The organism is Leeuwenhoekiella sp. H156 (assembly GCF_052218455.1).
Lineage (GTDB): Bacteria > Bacteroidota > Bacteroidia > Flavobacteriales > Flavobacteriaceae > Leeuwenhoekiella > Leeuwenhoekiella parthenopeia.
This window is the reverse complement of record NZ_CP197499.1, coordinates 3,682,025-3,699,255: the sequence shown is the minus strand read 5'-3', so window position 1 is coordinate 3,699,255 and position 17,231 is coordinate 3,682,025. Positions and strand designations below refer to the sequence as shown.

Annotated in this window: 16 protein-coding genes; 12 read left to right on the top strand and 4 right to left on the bottom strand. The window is 40.8% G+C overall.

The genetic code is table 11. The annotated features are described in order from the left end of the window. Positions 1–24: 24 nt before the first annotated feature. Both ACSSS3_RS15635 and ACSSS3_RS15630 read left to right on the top strand, forming a co-directional pair. Entirely contained in the window at positions 25–906 is an 882-nt protein-coding gene (locus tag ACSSS3_RS15635) for an SDR family oxidoreductase (RefSeq protein ID WP_442845410.1), read from the top strand. A gap of 129 nt (positions 907–1,035) precedes the next feature. Further along, entirely contained in the window at positions 1,036–3,876 is a 2,841-nt protein-coding gene (locus ACSSS3_RS15630) for a M16 family metallopeptidase (protein WP_442845409.1), read from the top strand. Between the two features lie 71 nt (positions 3,877–3,947). On the opposite strand, the gene ACSSS3_RS15625 is transcribed toward ACSSS3_RS15630, so the two are convergent. Continuing rightward, positions 3,948–5,120 carry a hypothetical protein gene (locus tag ACSSS3_RS15625; protein WP_442845408.1) on the bottom strand — a complete coding sequence of 391 codons (1,173 nt, stop codon included), beginning with the start codon at positions 5,118–5,120 and terminating at the stop codon, positions 3,948–3,950. A 1-nt stretch (position 5,121) separates the two neighbouring features. Further along, positions 5,122–5,934, bottom strand: coding sequence for a hypothetical protein (locus ACSSS3_RS15620; RefSeq protein WP_442845407.1), 813 nt, complete (start codon positions 5,932–5,934; stop codon positions 5,122–5,124). Between the two features lie 535 nt (positions 5,935–6,469). On the opposite strand from ACSSS3_RS15620, the gene ACSSS3_RS15615 reads away from it, so the two are divergent. The 9 genes from ACSSS3_RS15615 to ACSSS3_RS15575 all read left to right on the top strand — a co-directional run bounded on the left by ACSSS3_RS15615 (position 6,470) and on the right by ACSSS3_RS15575 (position 13,666). Then, positions 6,470–7,237 (top strand): ParA family protein, encoded by a 768-nt coding sequence (locus ACSSS3_RS15615; protein WP_228231634.1) that lies wholly within the window; start codon positions 6,470–6,472, stop codon positions 7,235–7,237. Positions 7,238–7,239: 2 nt separating this feature from the next. After that, a complete protein-coding gene (locus tag ACSSS3_RS15610; RefSeq protein WP_228231633.1) occupies positions 7,240–8,145 on the top strand; it encodes a ParB/RepB/Spo0J family partition protein in 906 nt (301 codons plus the stop codon). Next, positions 8,138–8,734 (top strand): DUF5683 domain-containing protein, encoded by a 597-nt coding sequence (locus ACSSS3_RS15605; RefSeq protein WP_228231632.1) that lies wholly within the window; start codon positions 8,138–8,140, stop codon positions 8,732–8,734. Before ACSSS3_RS15610 ends, ACSSS3_RS15605 begins: the two co-directional genes overlap by 8 nt. A 2-nt stretch (positions 8,735–8,736) precedes the next feature. Continuing rightward, on the top strand, positions 8,737–9,432 hold the full coding sequence (gene dapB / locus ACSSS3_RS15600) for a 4-hydroxy-tetrahydrodipicolinate reductase (protein ID WP_228231631.1): 696 nt from the start codon (positions 8,737–8,739) through the stop codon (positions 9,430–9,432). 110 nt (positions 9,433–9,542) lie between these two features. Further along, positions 9,543–11,117, top strand: coding sequence for a signal peptidase I (gene lepB / locus ACSSS3_RS15595; protein ID WP_442845406.1), 1,575 nt, complete (start codon positions 9,543–9,545; stop codon positions 11,115–11,117). 130 nt (positions 11,118–11,247) lie between these two features. After that, a complete protein-coding gene (locus tag ACSSS3_RS15590) occupies positions 11,248–11,700 on the top strand; it encodes an FKBP-type peptidyl-prolyl cis-trans isomerase (protein ID WP_442845405.1) in 453 nt (150 codons plus the stop codon). A 153-nt stretch (positions 11,701–11,853) separates the two neighbouring features. Next, the gene (locus ACSSS3_RS15585) at positions 11,854–12,693 is read left to right on the top strand and encodes an OmpA/MotB family protein (RefSeq protein WP_228231628.1); all 840 of its coding nucleotides are present in this window, start codon (positions 11,854–11,856) and stop codon (positions 12,691–12,693) included. 148 nt (positions 12,694–12,841) lie between these two features. After that, positions 12,842–13,279 carry a hypothetical protein gene (locus tag ACSSS3_RS15580; protein WP_442845404.1) on the top strand — a complete coding sequence of 146 codons (438 nt, stop codon included), beginning with the start codon at positions 12,842–12,844 and terminating at the stop codon, positions 13,277–13,279. A gap of 12 nt (positions 13,280–13,291) precedes the next feature. Then, positions 13,292–13,666, top strand: a complete 375-nt coding sequence (locus ACSSS3_RS15575) for a hypothetical protein (RefSeq protein WP_442845403.1) — start codon at positions 13,292–13,294, stop codon at positions 13,664–13,666. Positions 13,667–13,724: 58 nt separating this feature from the next. Here ACSSS3_RS15575 and ACSSS3_RS15570 read toward each other — a convergent pair whose 3' ends face one another. Then, positions 13,725–14,468 carry an SDR family oxidoreductase gene (locus ACSSS3_RS15570; protein WP_228231625.1) on the bottom strand — a complete coding sequence of 248 codons (744 nt, stop codon included), beginning with the start codon at positions 14,466–14,468 and terminating at the stop codon, positions 13,725–13,727. 106 nt (positions 14,469–14,574) lie between these two features. After that, positions 14,575–15,171 carry a Crp/Fnr family transcriptional regulator gene (locus ACSSS3_RS15565; RefSeq protein ID WP_442845402.1) on the bottom strand — a complete coding sequence of 199 codons (597 nt, stop codon included), beginning with the start codon at positions 15,169–15,171 and terminating at the stop codon, positions 14,575–14,577. Positions 15,172–15,300: 129 nt separating this feature from the next. Here ACSSS3_RS15565 and ACSSS3_RS15560 point away from each other — a divergent pair, with 129 nt between their 5' ends. Then, positions 15,301–17,100, top strand: coding sequence for an SLC13 family permease (locus ACSSS3_RS15560; RefSeq protein WP_442845401.1), 1,800 nt, complete (start codon positions 15,301–15,303; stop codon positions 17,098–17,100). The last annotated feature ends 131 nt before the right edge of the window (positions 17,101–17,231 follow it).

Genomic DNA, 17,231 nt, shown 5'->3' with positions numbered 1-17,231 from the left:
CAATACGAATTACACGAAACTCTTATGAATTACACCGATAAAATGCTGCGCGATGATGCGCTTAAAGGAAAAACAATTGTAGTCACCGGTGGTGGCAGCGGTCTGGGAAAATCAATGACCAAATACTTTCTGGAACTCGGAGCCAACGTGGCAATCACCTCCAGAGATCTCGATAAACTTAAAAAAACCGCTCAGGAACTTGAGGATGAGACCGGAGGCACCTGCTTTGCCGTGCAATGCGATGTACGCCACTACGATCAGGTTGAAGCGATGCGGGATGCGGTTGTAGAACGTTTTGGCCGTGTTGACGTGCTTCTTAATAATGCCGCAGGTAATTTTATTTCACCTACCGAGCGACTCTCAGCCAATGCCTTTGATGTAGTAATTGATATTGTACTAAAAGGAAGTAAAAACTGTACGCTGGCATTTGGTAAACAGTGGATTGACAAGGGCGAAAAAAACAAAACCATCCTGAATATCGTGACCACCTACGCGTGGACAGGTTCAGCCTATGTAGTGCCCAGCGCGACCGCAAAAGCCGGTGTACTGGCGATGACACGCTCCCTTGCAGTAGAATGGGCGAAGTACGGCATACGCTCTAATGCGATTGCACCCGGCCCCTTCCCTACCAAAGGCGCCTGGGAACGACTGCTTCCGGGAGACCTGGCGGAAAAATTTGATCTGTCTAAAAAAGTACCGCTGCGTCGCGTAGGCGATCATCAGGAACTGGCTAATCTGGCAGCTTATCTCGTTTCTGACTTTTCAGCTTATCTCAATGGCGAAGTTGTGACCATAGACGGTGGCGAGTGGCTTGAAGGAGCGGGACAATTCAACCTGCTTAAAGACATCCCTGAAGAATTATGGGATCAGCTTGAAGCTATGGTTAAGGCCAAGCGCAAGAGCTAAATCTTTTCGATTTTTTTTTGAAATTAAAGTCCCTTTTTATGGCTTTTAAAAAACTAAAGTATTAGTTTTAAATATCCCTATATACTGCCTGTTCAGGCAACTACTTACACTAACATTAAATACGTATTAATGAAAAAGCACAATTTTTGGATTTTTGGCCTCTGTCTGTTTCTTCTGGGAACGGTACAAGCTCAAAATGTGGAGAGCAAAGCCAATTCGGCAAACATTCCGCAAGGTCAGATCCCAACAGATCCCAATGTAAAAATAGGAAAGCTCGATAACGGCCTCACCTATTACATTCGCAACAACGGCAAGCCCGAAGACAAAGTAGAACTACGTCTGGTTGTCAATGCAGGTTCCATTCTCGAAAATGATAATCAGCAGGGTCTGGCGCATTTTATGGAGCATATGAACTTTAACGGTACAACCAATTTTCAGAAAAATGAACTGGTAGATTACCTGCAAAGCATCGGTGTTAAATTTGGCGCTGACCTTAACGCCTACACCAGTTTTGACGAAACGGTATATATCTTACCCATCCCCAGTGATGATCCTGAAAAGTTGGAAAAAGGATTTCAAATTCTGGAAGATTGGGCGCACAACACGACCCTTACTGAAGAAGCCATTGACGGCGAACGCGGCGTGGTACTTGAAGAATACCGTCTGGGCTTAGGACCTGACAAGCGTATGCTTCAGGAGTATTTACCTAAAATGCTTTACGGTTCAAAATATGCCGAGCGTTTACCCATTGGTAAAAAAGAGGTTTTAGAAAACTTTGATTATGAAACCCTTCGGAAGTTTTACAATGACTGGTACCGCCCCGATTTAATGGCGGTAGTCGCTGTGGGTGATCTCGATGTAGCCACTCTGGAGCAAAAAATTAAGGATCATTTCGGTAAAATTGAACCTAAGAAAAATGCTCCTAAACGTGAGGAATTTGACCTTCCTAACCACGAAGAGACGTTTGTTACCGTAGCTACAGACCCGGAAGCCCCTTTCAGCCGCGTTCAGGTGATGTACAAAGACACCTTTAAAAGTCCGGCCACAAAAACAACTCAGGATTATAAAGATTTAATAGTTCGCAGTCTGTTTTCTACCATGTTAAACAACAGACTTAATGAATTGCGTAATGAAGCCAATCCGCCCTTTATTTTTGGATACAGCTACTACGGTGGTACTTATGCCCGTGACAAAAACGCCTACCAATCTATGGCAAATACCAGTGAAACCGGTCAGCTTGACGGATTAAAGGCCCTTCTCGTAGAAAATGAGCGTGTAAAGCGTTTTGGCTTTCAGGAAGGTGAATTGGAGCGTGCTAAAAAAGAACTTTTGGCACGTATGGAAAAAACCTATAAAGACCGCGATAAGATTGAAAGCGGCCGTATTGTAGGCGAATATGTAAACAATTTTCTGGAGGAAGAGCCTATTCCCGGTATTGAATGGGAATATGATTTCTATCAAAAAGTGTTGCCAACGATTGATCTTAAAGATGTAAATGGTCTTATTCAGAATTTTATTCATCCTGACAACCGCGTAATCATACTTACAGGACCCGAAAAAGAGGGCTTAGAACCTGTACAGGAAGCTGAAGTACTTGCTCTACTGGAAGAAGTTGAAAATTCAGAATTAATTGCTTACGAAGACGAGGCCGTGCGTAGTGAACTCCTTGAAGCCAAGCCTGAAGCCGGAGAAATTGTTTCTGAAGATGTAAATGCTGATCTGGATTTTAAAAGCTTTACCCTGAGCAATGGGGCTAAAATCACTTACAAAATCACCGATTTTAAAAATGATGAAATCCTCTTCAGCGCATATAGCTATGGCGGAACCAGTCTGTATTCCGATGAGGATTATCTGGCAACAGCTTTTGCTAATAGTGGTTTGACTCAGGCCGGAATTGGCGGTCTTTCACTCAATGATATGAATAAACTGATGAGTGGGAAAATTGTACAGGTATCTCCTTTTATCTCCTCTACTACCGAAGGTTTCAGAGGTCAGGCTGCGCCAAAGGATTTGGAAACCCTTTTTCAGGAAGTCTATCTGTATTTTACCGATCTAAATAAAGATGAGGAAGCCTACAACTCGTTTATCACCAAGCAAAAAAGCTTCTTAGGTAACCTGATGGCTAATCCTAATTTCTACTATCAAAACGAAATTGGAAAAATTCGTAACGAAGGAAATCCCAGATACAATGGCTTCCCAACTCCTGAAAAACTGGATGAGGCAGATTACGATTTGGCGTATGCCAAATATCAGGAGCGTTTTGCAGACGCAGGGGATTTCAATTTCTATTTTGTAGGCAATATTGATGAGGCACAACTTAAAGAGTTTGCAAAAATGTACATCGGTAGCCTACCGGGTAAAAACAGTAATGAAACTTTTGAGGTATCTGATTTCAGACCGAAAGACGAGCAGCAAAAAGTGGTAGTTAACAAAGGTACCGACCCTAAGAGCCAGGTGCAGATTGTTTGGGTTGAAGAAACTACTTACGATGCAGACGAAGCTCTTGAACTGGATGCTTTAGGCGAGGTGCTAACCATTAAGCTTATCGAGCAGTTGCGTGAAGAAATAGGCGGTGTTTATGGTGTAGGTGCAAACGGCGGTATACGTAAATACCCTTACGGAAATGCAACATTCAGCATCAGTTTCCCCTGCGGACCTGATAATGTTGAAAAACTTACAGAAGCTGCACTTGCTGAAGTAGAAAAACTTAAAGAAAACGGTCCTACTGCAGAAGATCTTGCAAAAGTTAAAGAAACTTATCTTCAGGAACGTAAAGACGAGATGCAGAAAAACAGCTTCTGGCTTGCGGCCTTACAGGATAGCGATGAGGAAGATAAAGACATCGCCATCATGATGAGTTTTGAAGAACGTGTACAGGCGCTTACTGCAGAAGAACTTCAGGAAGTTGCAAACAAATATCTGGATGATAACTATTTTATGGGTGTATTAATGCCTGAAGAAACCGAGTAAACCGGTTGCTATCATTTTAAAAACTCCCTTTTATACCAAGGTATTTAAGGGAGTTTTTTTATTCCAAAGTTTTACTTGATAATAGCAGATTGCTGTTGCTTTTTCGTTTTAAAAACAGAATCAAAAATGCGCTTGAGCATTTGAAAGCTTAAGATGTAAAATAAAATTACGGGGAAATAACTAAAGTCAAAAGCCACCGGTTCCAGCTGAATTAAATGCTTTAACACATCGAGCAAATACTCCGGAAAATGAAGCAGGGCATGCCGGTTACGCAAAAGCTGGAGCGTGATAAAATAAAGAATAAGCGCATTGTTAAACACCGAGTACAGCAATAAAAAGGTTCCCTTAGATCGCTTATCCTTTGTAAAATATGCCAATGGTGATTTTAAAAAGTCTCTCAAGGATTCATTTGCTTTTGACAGCAGATTGGGCGTATTGCTTAAATCAGACAAAAGCCAGTACCCGTCAGATCTTATAAATGGAATGAGCTGTATCAAACTGTACAAAGACAGCATAAAAACGATTTGATTAAATAAAACAACATCAGGATAAAATTGATGCAGTAAAAAGAAAAACAGCAAACACCACAACTGCATATAGACTCCGGCCAGATTACCAATTACCCGCTCAGATTTACCGGCCTGCCATAAAGCAGTGATATTTGAAAACAGTACCGGAAAAATCAAATACAGGCCTCCCCCTATCTCACCGTTTTTCCCGGTAAATTTTCTACAGGCAGCAATATGACCCAGTTCGTGAAGGATGATGGTTACCAGATACAATGCCATTAAAGCAAATACTGAAAAACCCAGGCTTTGAAACGAAACTGTAAACAAACTGTATATCGCGAGTATTAGCAGCAGACTGAAGGTGATATAAAAAAAGCTTTGGTTAAATAAAGGCTGTAAAGGTCTCCCGAGCCGCGCTGCAAGAGCAGGTTTAAATATGACAAATTGCAGGTTGATAAACTTATGCTCTTTTTCTACCTCAGGTTCAAAACCCGCTATAAGACCCGTAAAACCGAGCCGGTTAATGATAAATTCCCAAAATTGACTTTCAGAAAACTGGTAACCATATCTGTTGTTAAAAGCATCGCAAGCTTGTGAAAGACTTTCCGATTCCTTTAGTAGTTCTAAAAGTTCTTTTGCAGGAGCCGAAATAATGTAATGCATTCCCCGGCTTTCTAAAACCCAGGAGTTCTTTTCGTAATGCGACAGGGAATAGCTTTCTTTTAAGACCGACATATTAGTTACTTACCTCGTCAATAATATTTTGGTTGTGTTTCAGCATTTGAAACATCGAATCAATCCATGAAACTAACTCGTCTAACTGAAGATCTCGGGCCAGTTCCTGAGCCTGTCTAAATTGAGCTTCTGCAAAGTCGTTGCACTCCCGGGCAATACCCGACATATAAAATACACGCTCTTCAAAGCGTTCCAGGTTGTTTGGGTTTTCAATTTGGTTTTCCTCAATGTAAATTCGAGTACGGCTGATGCAATAGGTCAATTGTCCTGAAATGATATCGCGATTAAAATCTTCCATATCGTCAAGCATCTGCATACCGTAAAACAAAGGAGTAAGCAACTGCTCGAGCCGCTCCTGAGTTATCTGAGAATCAAAAAGCAAAATCAAGCCTCCGGATGGTACAAATGCGGGTGCGTGTTTGGCCAAAGCATAAGATTTAAAGCTGTTTAGGTCGTGAACAAACGCATTTGTATTACACTGTTTTTCAACAACCAAACCGGAATAATAGGTGCTCATGTATTTTTCCATCAAAGACCAAAACTCAGAACTCGATCCAAAAAGACCCGTTAGAATTTGTAGTGAGCGGGTGTTCCTAAGATTTGCTTTAACCAGTTTATGATCAGCAGGATTTGAAGAAGTCTCAAAGTCAAGCTCGCCATCTATTAGGGCATCTATGGTAAATGTATAATAGGTATAATAATCAACAGCATTCTTAAAATCGCTGAAGGTTTCAGTGTTCCTGATATCACATAAAGGGTTTATGAAATCAAGAAGGCGAGTAAAAAAATAGGTAGAGATTGTTTTTTGAGACATATCTAAAAATGTAAAAAGTTCAAATTAAAAATTTAATTTGAACTTTTAGTTTTAAATGAACCTTACGGTGCCACGCAACCAGTACTTATTTTAGACTGGCGTACCGCCACATGGTGGTGGAGGTGGTGCGCAAGGATCACAAGAACTGTGTGTTTTGGCACATCCATAATCGTGTGTGTAGTAGAACGTAAACTCTTTACGCTCCTCCAACTTCTCAAAAGAGAACTCTTCCAGCTTTAGTTTGTTTTGACTCATAATAATTAGTTTTTGATATGATTAGCACTAATGAAAATACAGGTAATAAAAACATCAAAAAAATAAAATCGATTAAACCCCTACATATCAGACGTGAGTGACAAGCTAAAAAGCCGCCTCTTATTATTCAAAACAATGCTTTGCATTTGTAAACTAGTGAATATTAAATCCTTTCGATTCTTTAAAACGAGAAGTCGTTTGTCAACCTCTACTGTTAACAAAAAGCATTTTATATGCGGGTTATATATTGTATTTTCGCCTAATAATTCTCACAAAACCTATGGGTAAAATAATTGCAATTGCAAACCAAAAAGGGGGCGTTGGTAAAACAACCACTTCCGTAAACCTGGCGGCCTCACTGGGTGTTCTTGAAAAGAAAGTGCTCCTAATTGATGCTGATCCGCAGGCGAATGCCACTTCCGGCCTAGGTATTGACGTAGAATCTGTGGAGTTAGGCACATACCAGTTGCTCGAACACTCAAGCTCTGCTGAAGAAACGATTATAAAAACCGAATCTCCTAACCTGGACCTCATTCCTGCTCATATTGATCTGGTTGCTATTGAAATCGAATTGGTAGAAATGGAACAGCGAGAGTATATGTTGCGTAAAGCCATTCGCCACTTAAAAGATCAATACGATTATATCTTGATCGACTGTGCCCCTTCTCTGGGTCTTTTAACGCTTAATGCGCTGACAGCCTCAGATTCTGTTATCATTCCTATACAATGTGAGTATTTTGCGCTGGAGGGTCTGGGTAAATTGCTCAACACCATTAAAAGCGTTCAGAAAATTCACAACAACAGCCTTGATATAGAGGGACTATTACTTACCATGTTTGATTCCCGACTGAGATTGTCTAATCAGGTAGTTGAAGAGGTTCAAAAGCATTTTGACGAAATGGTTTTTGAAACCATAATACAGCGTAACGTGCGTTTAAGTGAGGCGCCCAGTTATGGAGAAAGCATAATAAACTACGATGCGGGCAGCAAAGGTGCTGCAAATTACTTAAGTTTAGCCCAAGAGATAATTACAAAAAATGACGCGTAAGCATGGCTAAAGCAATGAAAAAACAAGCTCTGGGTCGTGGTCTTTCAGCCTTGTTGAAAGATCCTGACAACGACATCAAGTCTGCCGGAGATAAGGGAGCAGATAAGGTAGTAGGCAATATTGTCGAGTTAGAGCTTGATCAGATCGAAGTTAACCCGTTTCAACCCCGTAGCAGTTTTAACGAAGATGCTCTTAAGGAGCTGGCTTCCTCAATTCGCGAATTGGGAGTTATTCAGCCTATTACTGTGCGTAAAATTGAATTCGGTAAATACCAGCTGGTATCGGGAGAGCGTCGTTTTAGAGCTTCAAAACTGGTAGGCCTTGAGACCATCCCTGCTTACATACGTATTGCCAACGACCAGGAATCACTTGAGATGGCTCTGGTTGAAAACATTCAGCGGGAAGATCTCGATCCTATTGAAATCGCATTATCCTACGAGCGGCTTATTGAAGAAATAAACCTTACTCAGGAGCAAATGAGCGAGCGCGTAGGCAAAAACCGCTCTACAATTGCCAATTACCTGCGTCTTTTAAAGCTTGACCCCATCATTCAAACCGGGATGCGCGACGGATTTTTATCTATGGGACACGGCCGGGCGCTTATAAATATTGACAGTACATCAGACCAGCTTGATATCTACGAAAAGATCATTGAGAATGCCTTATCTGTTCGGGCCACAGAGGCTTTGGTAAAAAATTATAAAGAAGGTAAGGGCATTAAAACTGCACCAAAATCTAAAGCACCTAAAGTACCAGACTTTATCGAGGATGGTAAAAAAGAGTTTGCTTCCTATTTTGGGGCTAAAGTTGATGTAAAAGTTGCCGCTAAAGGCAATGGAAAACTCATTATACCGTTCTCTTCTGAAGAAGACTTTAAACGTCTTAAAAAATTAATCTCCGGTGCCTAAACTGTTTCCGCTTATCATAGGTCTTTTTCTGACCGGTACTTTTTATGCTCAGGTTTCTGACGGGCAGGAAGAAGCACCTACAGTCAAGGCGGAAGAAATAGACGAAACCTTTCAGGAATATGATGCCTTAAAACCCTCCCGGGCTGCTTTTTACGCAGCTGTACTTCCGGGACTGGGCCAGGCCTACAATGGTGATTACTGGAAAATACCTCTGGTTTATGGGGCTATTGGTACCGGTGTTGGTATCGCCATTTATAATCACGATTTATTTCAAACGTATCGCACGGCCTATAAAGACCGCATAGCCGGTCGTATTGATGAATTTACCGAAATTGATGAAGAAGGCAACATCAATCAGATATTTACCGAAGATCAATTAATACGGGCTCAGGATTTTTACCGAAGAAACAAAGAGCTTTCCATCCTCATTACAGCAGGGATTTATGTTCTTCAAATTCTGGAAGCAAACGTTGATGCTCACCTGTCTCAATACGATATCGAAGATCGCTTGAGCTTTTCACCCTATATACAACGTGACGATATTGATTTTTCCAATACGTTTGGGATGCGTATTATATACACCTTTTAATTATGAAAATTGCACTCTTAGGCTATGGCCGAATGGGAAAAACCATAGAAAAACTTGCGACAGACCGCGGTCATCAGATCGTGAAAACCATAGATCAGGACGATGATTATGACTTTAACGGCGCAGATGTTGCCATAGATTTTAGTATTCCTGATGCTGCCGTAAATAACATTTCGGCCTGCCTGGAAGCCGGGATTCCGGTTGTTTCGGGCACTACGGGCTGGCTCGATCATTATGATGAAATGGTTTCGCTTTGCGAAAACAAAAAAGGCGCATTTATTTATGCATCTAATTTTAGCGTGGGAGTCAACATCTTTTTTGAGCTGAATAAACAATTGGCGCAAATGATGAAAAACCTTCAGGAATATGACGTTTCAATGACCGAGGTTCATCACATACACAAACTGGATGCGCCCAGCGGTACCGCTATCACTCTGGCCGAAGGAATTCTCGATCATTCGGATAAAAAAGATTGGGTTTTAGACGAAAAAGAGACCGGTAAATTGACGATTACTGCTAAACGCGAAGGTGAAGTGCCCGGCACCCACATCATCAATTACCGAAGCGAAGTAGATGAAATCACAATAGAGCATAAGGCACACAGCCGCAATGGTTTTGCTCTGGGAGCCATAATCGCCGCCGAATGGTTAAAGGATAAAACCGGAGTTTACAGTATGAAAGATGTTTTGGGTTTATAAAACGCAGAGCTTTTTTCACTTTAATACAATGTAACAGAACAACTGTTTAATTGACTTACTCAAAAATGGCCGCTGCCATTTTTATAGTCGACTTTTAAAAATAAAGACCTATGACACTAATGCAATGGTTTATTTTTTTCCTGCTGGTACAGGTTATTCACTTTTTGGGAACCTGGAAATTATATAAAAAAGCCGGCAGACAGGCCTGGGAAGCTCTCATACCCGTTTATAATGCGGTCATTTTAATGAAAATTATAGGTCGCCCTTGGTGGTGGACGATTCTTCTTTTCATCCCTATCGTAAACCTTATTATGTTTCCGGTTATATGGGTTGAAACGGCACGCAGTTTTGGTAAAAACACGACTACCGATACCCTTCTCGCCATAGCTACACTTGGTTTTTATTTATTCTACATCAACTACGCCGCAGACGTAAGTTATAAAGAAGATCGCTCTTTAGTCCCTAAAAGTGCATCGGGAGAATGGATAAGCTCCATTCTTTTTGCGGTCGTAGCAGCAACTATTGTGCATACCTATGTTATGCAGCCCTTTACCATTCCTACAGGGTCTTTAGAACGTACCCTGCTTATTGGAGATTTTTTGTTTGTGAGTAAATTCCATTACGGTGCCCGTACCCCAATGACCACGGTAAGTTTCCCAATGGTGCACGATACCATCCCGGGATTGGGCATCAAATCCTATTTAGATAAACCCCAACTCCCCTATTTCAGGCTTCCCGGATTTCAGGATGTGGAGCGCAGTGATATTGTTGTTTTCAGCTGGCCGGTAGATACTGTAAACGCATTTTACGGCCTTGATGATGGTAAATACTATCATAAGCCCATAGATAAAAAGTCAAATTACGTCAAGCGTGCAGTAGGCTTGCCGGGTGACAGCCTCAAGGTTGTAGACGGTAAGGTGTTTGTAAATAATAAACCGCTCGAGTTACCAGACCGTGCTCAATTGCAATACGCATACACCGGTGTTTCAAAAAGCGGAGGTTTTAATGCATCAAACCTGTATAATGAATACAAAATAAAAAGTTTACAGTTTGTTCAGGGCAAGCAGTTTTTTATCTCAGAACTTTCTGAAGAAAACGCAGAACGCTTTAAAAATCATCCTAATGTTGAATCGCTGGAGCGTTATGTAAGACCTCAGGGTGAAAAGGAAGCCTCTATCTTTCCAAAGGGATCTGCAAGTTTGGGTAATGTAGATCAGATCGCATCCGTTTATATTCCTAAAAAAGGAACGTCTACTGCAATTACCCCCGAAAACATTCCACTTTATAAGCGTCTTATTGAGGTTTATGAGGGTGAAGAAATGGGAGAGCCACGGGAAATTACCGTAAGCGGCAATCAGGTAATGCTTAATGGCCAGCCTCTTACCTCCTACACGTTTAAACAGGATTACTATTGGATGATGGGCGACAATCGCCACAATAGTGAGGACAGTCGTTTTTGGGGCTTTGTACCTGAAAATCATATCGTAGGTAAGCCGGTATTTATCTGGTTTAGCTGGGATAGTAATGGCAAGGGAATTATGGAGAAAATTCGCTGGGAACGACTGTTTACTACAGTAGGCGGCGATGGCAAACCGGTGTCTTATTTCCTCTACTTTGTAATTGCGCTAATTGCTTACCTGGTTATTTCCAAAATTGTTAAAAACAAGCGCGCAGCGAAGTCCTAATAGTTCAAGAAATCGCATCTAAAAGCATCAATTCCTCAGGTTTTGATGCTTTTTGTTTTTAGACCCCTAAAAATTCAGATTTTAACACTTTTACTTAGGTATTACACAGCCTGTTTTTTAGCTTGTTCCTATGGAAACACAGGAAAAAAACACAAAACGTAAAGTAAAAAATAACGATACCGTAAAGGTACACTACACCGGAAAGCTTACTAATGGTCAAATATTTGACAGTTCAGTAGACAAGCAACCCCTTGAATTTCAATTAGGACAGGGTATGATTATACCGGGCTTTGAGCAGGGATTGATCGATATGGCCGAAAAAGAGAAAAAAACGGTTACTATCCCTGAAGCTGAAGCCTATGGCGAAGTACGAAAAGAACTTTTTCAGGAAGTACCCAAAAGTGATCTGCCTTCAGAAATTGATCCTCAGGTAGGAATGGGCTTAATGGCTAAAAATCCCGACGGTACAGAACGTCAACTTCGTGTAGCCGAAGTGCGTAGCGAAAGTATCGTGATTGATGCCAATCACCCGCTGGCAGGTCAGGATCTGGTATTTGATCTGGAGCTTGTAGAAATAAAATAATTAGTTCAACATAAGCTGTTAACCAGCTTTAAATCAGGAATCCTGCCATTTATCGAATGGCAGGATTTCTTTTTTTAACAGAAAAATAAGAACTTCAGGGCACTATTGGCCATTTTTCAAGGTTATAGAAACCTAACTATAATTTTTTGAAAAATGAAAACTTTAAACACCGTTGCGGCCCTGGGCGTAACCATACTTACCGTTTCTTGTGTATCTAAAAAGAAATACACCGAATTGCAAAGCCAGTACGACAATACCCGGGTAACACTTACCAAAACTCAGGTTGAAAAGGAAGAGCTGGAAGCCAGGTACAACGCTATCGAAAATCGTGTAGCAGATTACAACACCAAAATCAACTCGCTTAGAGATGAGAATTATCAAAAATTAGACCTGGTTGAAAATCTGGCTGTAATGTCTGAAGCTTCAAAAGCCAAAATGCGTGAAACGCTTAAGAATGCAGACCAGCAGGAGTTAGCCCAAGCGCGTTCTTTAGAAGACTCTATGAACCTCGCAATCTCTTATAATCTGAAAAAGAATCTGGACGAAAACGTCACTGCAGATGATGATATTCAGGTTGACATTGATGAGACTGTGGTTATGATTAACGTGTCCGACAAATTGCTTTTTAACAGCGGAAGCTATCGCGTAAGCAAAAAAGCAGACGATCTTTTAAAGCGCCTTGCCGATGTTATCAATTCTGAACCTGCCATTGAAGTAATGGTTGAAGGGCATACAGATGACCAAACCGTAAAACCGGGGGCTTACATCAAGGATAACTGGGAATTAAGTGTACAACGTTCTACAGCAATCATTCGTGAGCTGCAGGATAAATATGATGTTGATCCGGCAAAATTAATAGCTGCGGGGCGTAGTAGTTACTTACCGCTTGTTGACAATGCTACCAAAGAAGACCGCGCAAAAAACCGAAGAACCCGAATAGTAATTCTGCCTAATCTGGATAAATTCTTATCACTGGTTAGCAGTACAGACTAACTTTTAACCCCTAATTACTTCTAAAAAGCTGCCTACCGGCAGCTTTTTTTATTTCAGGTGATTTAAAAGTCTGATAAACTGACCTATAGACCACTTTTTTTCATTTGAGTTTTTTAAAATAAATCTTTCTTTAGCTAACTTTAGGGGTATGAGAGTACGGGATACACCACTTATACACCATGTTCTGGAAGAGCATAAGCTGCCGTTTGGGGTATTCTATTTCTTTGATAGTTTTATCATATCAGAAATTGCAGAAGGTGTTTTGTTTGATTGGGAAAAAGCCTTTACAGTAATCAATTTAGGTATACAATTCTACGGAACTGAAACCAATCACCTCAACTACATATCTAACAGAATCAACGACTATTCGATTAAACCTCAGGATTGGCTCAAGTTTTTAAAAATGGGCAAGACTTTTAAATTATTTGCAGCAGTTACCTACAGAGAAAAGTCTATGCTTAATCTGGTCATTGAACGTTTTTTTTATAGAGATGCTATTCTATCCTTTGATAGCCTGCTGGAAGCTGTTAATTTTATACGCGAGCAGGAAGAACTCGTGCCGCTTCAGAATTTTGATGAATTGTAAACTTCAGCCGTTATGCATATACTTTATGAACTGGCCCTTATTTGTGCCGGAATCCTTCTGGCAATCGCCACACTGGATAAATGGGATGGTGATGCTCAGGTTTTCACAAAAATCGCAAACGCTTTACGCCCCTTTGCTGCAGTTATAGGTGGAATTTGTCTGATTTTGGGAATCTGGTATTTGCTAAAACCCTTTTGTTTTTTCAGGGATCTGGTAAGCATTTTAGCTGGCCTTACCCTGCTCGGCGGAACGCTTGAGAACCAACCCGGCCTGCATAACTTCTTTAATAAAACCGCTTCAGTGCTCAATCCCTATAGGGCGATCATTGGTCTTACAGCACTCATTCTGGGAATATTGAGCCTTTTAAATTTTAGTTTTATTTGCTAAAACAAAAAAGCTTCACCGAAAATCGATGAAGCTTTGATTATTATAATTAGAAAAGATCTTATAATTCCTGAGTTGTAGGTCTTATTAAAATCTCATTCACGCTGCTATGTTCCGGTTGTGACAGGGCATAGTAAATAGAGTTGGCTATATCCTGAGCCTGAAGTGGAGTAAGGTCTTCAAACTGAGACATCATATCTTGTACATCTTCATCAGTAATCGTATTGGTCAGCTCTGTAGCAACAAAACCGGGTTCGATTGCTGTTACTTTTGTATTGTATTTGGGTCCCATTTCCTGACGAATACCTTCACTTAGGGCACGTACCGCATATTTTGTAGCGCAATAGACGGCTCCTGCGGGCATTACTTTTCGCCCTGCAACAGATGATATATTAATGATGTGTCCATTTTTGGTTTCTTTCATATCGGGCACTACGCTGGCAACCCCATTTAAAACACCTTTAATATTCACATCTACCATTTTGTCCCATTCATCTGTTTTTAGGTTTTCAACAAATGATAGCGGCATTAATCCGGCGTTATTGACCAGTACATTCACCTTTCCGAATGTCTTATGTGTTTCGGTCATTACTTTTTTCCAGTCTTCCTTACTGGTAACGTCAGCAGTTACAACGAGTGCCTTACCACCCTCCTTTTCAATTAAATCTTTAAGTTCCTGAAGACGTTCTGTACGTCGTGCTGTAATCACAACATTAGCGCCTGCAGCGGCAAGGGTTTTAGCTGTTGCTTCGCCTATTCCACTTGAAGCACCGGTTACTATAATAGTTTTATTTGATAAACTCATATTATTAATTTTTTGGTTCAGGTAAAATTAACTAACAGCCATAGGCAATTTATTCACCTATGTGAGCGTAACCTGTTAAGCCTGCATTAAAACCTGTTAAGCAGTGTTAAGTTGAAATATCGGAACCCGAAGTCTGGATCTCTTTTCGAATGCGACTTAGTGATTGAGGCTGAATACCCAGGTAGCTGGCGATTTGATAGTTGGGTACACGTCTTTCAATATTGGGATAGGTTTGACAAAAATCCAGATAGCGCTCTTTACTGTTTTTATCAAGACCGCTCTGAATGCGATTTTTTAAACTAAGAAAAGCTTTAGTGACCTTGATACGGAAAAAACGTTCAAATTTGGGTACCCGTTCATAAAACTCCTCCAGATGCTGCCTGTGCAGCCCCAATACCACGGTATCCTCTATACACCGCACGTTTAAAACTGCCGGAGTATTGTTATAAAACGCAGAAAAATCACTGATCCACCAATCTTCTATAGCAAATTGAAGCACAGAGCGATCCCCGGTTTCTGAGGCATAATAGGCCTGTGCACAACCTTCAAGAACGTAATACTCTTTTGTAACGGCATCCCCCTGTCTGATTATAAACTCGTCCTTTTTAAATTTCTCAAGAGAAAGGATACTTACAAACTCTTCAAATTCGCTATCGGTAAGGGAAACAATTGCTTCTATATGACTACGGAGTGCAGAATACATTAAACTAAACTTATAGAAAATTAAAGATAAACTTATTGCAGCTCACTTCAATTTTAGGTTACAGGTTTAAGTTTAATTTAGGAATAGCGCTTTAAGTTTCAACATACTTTTATAAAAAAGATTGAATCTATGGATCTGGCGATTATTGAAGTATTTATCATACTGGGATTAACTATTGTATTTTTTGTCACCGAACTCTTCCCGGTTGATAAAATCGCCATTTTTATTATCGTTGCTCTGGTTTTACTGGGTTTGGTCTCTCCCGAAGAAGGTATAAGCGGCTTCTCCAATACCGCAACCATTACCGTGCTGGCACTTATGATTCTGGCCATAGCCCTTGAGGATAACGGCGTAATTGCCTGGCTTGCCCAGGGCCTGCAGAAACTCAGCATTCTCCCTATGATCCTGCTGATTCCGGTATTTATGTTTATAACCGCAGGTATTTCGGCATTTATAAGTACCACAGCAGTGGTTATTGTGTTTATCAAAATTATATTTCAATTGTCTGAACGCTTCGGAATCCCTTCCGGAAAATTACTACTTCCGGTATCTTTTGCCGGTATTCTGGGCGGAAGCTGCACATTAATGGGTACTTCTACAAACCTCATTGTAAATTCTATTGCACAAAACAGAGGCGTTGAAAAACTGGCTTTTTTTGAGTTTGCCTGGCTCGGAGGTATTTTTCTGCTTATCGGAATTATCGTGGTCAGTATTGCATCGCGCTTTCTCCCGAAAGGTAATGCTTCAGAAAACCTGGAAACAGCTTATAAGCTCGACGAACTCATCACTACACTGAGCATTACAAAAGATTCAAAACTCATAGGCAAATCTATCGATAAGTCCTCCCTGCTCAACAATCCTAATGTTACCTTATTAAAATTGGTTCGAAATGGAATAGTGACCAATGCACCGGGCAAGTACATCACTCTTGCGGAAGGGGATAAACTGGTTTTGATGGCCGATCTGGAAACTATAGGGCGCATATCAAATGAAGAAGGAATTTCGGAACGTAAAACCGGACTAACCGACTCAGAAACTAAAGAATCTGATGATACAGGCATTCAACTGGTCGAAGTACTTGTACTGCCCGGATCTTCACTTATAGGAAATTCTCTTTCCAGTATAAAACGCTACAAGCTTGAAGGGGCTTTGCCGGTGGCTATTAAAAAACGAAAAAACATCCGCAATACTACCGAAAGACTCATTCGAAAGGATCTGGATCAAATCCGCATCAAATCAGGTGATCGTATTTTGCTGGAAATCACTCAGGCGGAAATTCAAAATCTCGAGCGCGTAGAAGGTATAGCTGTTCTTAAAACGCACGAATCGCTTCAAAATACCGATGTAAAACGCAAATACATTACCGCAGCAATCCTCATTACCGTTATTGGCCTTGCGGCTTCGGGCTTGTTGAGCATTTTGGCGAGCTCCCTCACCGGAATTGCTTTGCTATTGCTGACAAACAGCCTGCAAATGGATAAAATGTATCATAAAGTAGACTGGCAAATTTTCTTCCTGCTTGCCGGTATGATTCCATTGGGAGTTGCCATGACAAACAGCGGCGCCGATGTCTGGTTATCTGAAAAATTACTGCTGTTTTTTGAAGGTAAAAATCACCTCTTTATTTTGGGCGCATTGTTTAGCATAACGATGATTTTGAGCGGTTCAATATCCAATAATGCTACCGCGGTAATTATGACCCCAATTGCCATCACTGTAGCATCTGGTCTTGATCTTTCTGCGAAACCATTTATTCTTGCGGTCTTATTTGCGGCCAGCTTTAGTTTCTTTACACCCGTGGGCTACCAGACCAATACGCTGATATATAATCTGGGTATTTATAAGTTTAAACATTTTCTTATAGTAGGCGGCTTGCTTTCGCTAATACTGTGTGTAGTGGCAACATTCCTGCTTTCGGGCTTACTTTAAGTAGACTTTCAACACAAGCTTATGCGGCATCAAAAGGAAACAAAGCCAGAATTCTAGGCGATCTTCGGAGTTTTATATCCTTTGGCGGTGCCAAAAAAAAAAAAGCAGCTATCTAAAAGAATCAGATAACC

Bases quoted from the DNA above. Each gene is read 5' to 3' on its own strand.
- lepB (WP_442845406.1), top strand. From the start codon at position 9,543: ATGACACTAATGCAATGGTTTATTTTTTTCCTGCTGGTACAGGTTATT.
- ACSSS3_RS15635 (WP_442845410.1), top strand. From the start codon at position 25: ATGAATTACACCGATAAAATGCTGCGCGATGATGCGCTTAAAGGAAAA.
- ACSSS3_RS15580 (WP_442845404.1), top strand. From the start codon at position 12,842: ATGAGAGTACGGGATACACCACTTATACACCATGTTCTGGAAGAGCAT.
- ACSSS3_RS15590 (WP_442845405.1), top strand. From the start codon at position 11,248: ATGGAAACACAGGAAAAAAACACAAAACGTAAAGTAAAAAATAACGAT.
- ACSSS3_RS15565 (WP_442845402.1), bottom strand. From the start codon at position 15,171: ATGTATTCTGCACTCCGTAGTCATATAGAAGCAATTGTTTCCCTTACC.
- ACSSS3_RS15625 (WP_442845408.1), bottom strand. From the start codon at position 5,120: ATGTCGGTCTTAAAAGAAAGCTATTCCCTGTCGCATTACGAAAAGAAC.
- ACSSS3_RS15610 (WP_228231633.1), top strand. From the start codon at position 7,240: ATGGCTAAAGCAATGAAAAAACAAGCTCTGGGTCGTGGTCTTTCAGCC.
- ACSSS3_RS15620 (WP_442845407.1), bottom strand. From the start codon at position 5,934: ATGTCTCAAAAAACAATCTCTACCTATTTTTTTACTCGCCTTCTTGAT.
- dapB (WP_228231631.1), top strand. From the start codon at position 8,737: ATGAAAATTGCACTCTTAGGCTATGGCCGAATGGGAAAAACCATAGAA.
- ACSSS3_RS15560 (WP_442845401.1), top strand. From the start codon at position 15,301: ATGGATCTGGCGATTATTGAAGTATTTATCATACTGGGATTAACTATT.
- ACSSS3_RS15615 (WP_228231634.1), top strand. From the start codon at position 6,470: ATGGGTAAAATAATTGCAATTGCAAACCAAAAAGGGGGCGTTGGTAAA.
- ACSSS3_RS15570 (WP_228231625.1), bottom strand. From the start codon at position 14,468: ATGAGTTTATCAAATAAAACTATTATAGTAACCGGTGCTTCAAGTGGA.
- ACSSS3_RS15630 (WP_442845409.1), top strand. From the start codon at position 1,036: ATGAAAAAGCACAATTTTTGGATTTTTGGCCTCTGTCTGTTTCTTCTG.
- ACSSS3_RS15585 (WP_228231628.1), top strand. From the start codon at position 11,854: ATGAAAACTTTAAACACCGTTGCGGCCCTGGGCGTAACCATACTTACC.
- ACSSS3_RS15575 (WP_442845403.1), top strand. From the start codon at position 13,292: ATGCATATACTTTATGAACTGGCCCTTATTTGTGCCGGAATCCTTCTG.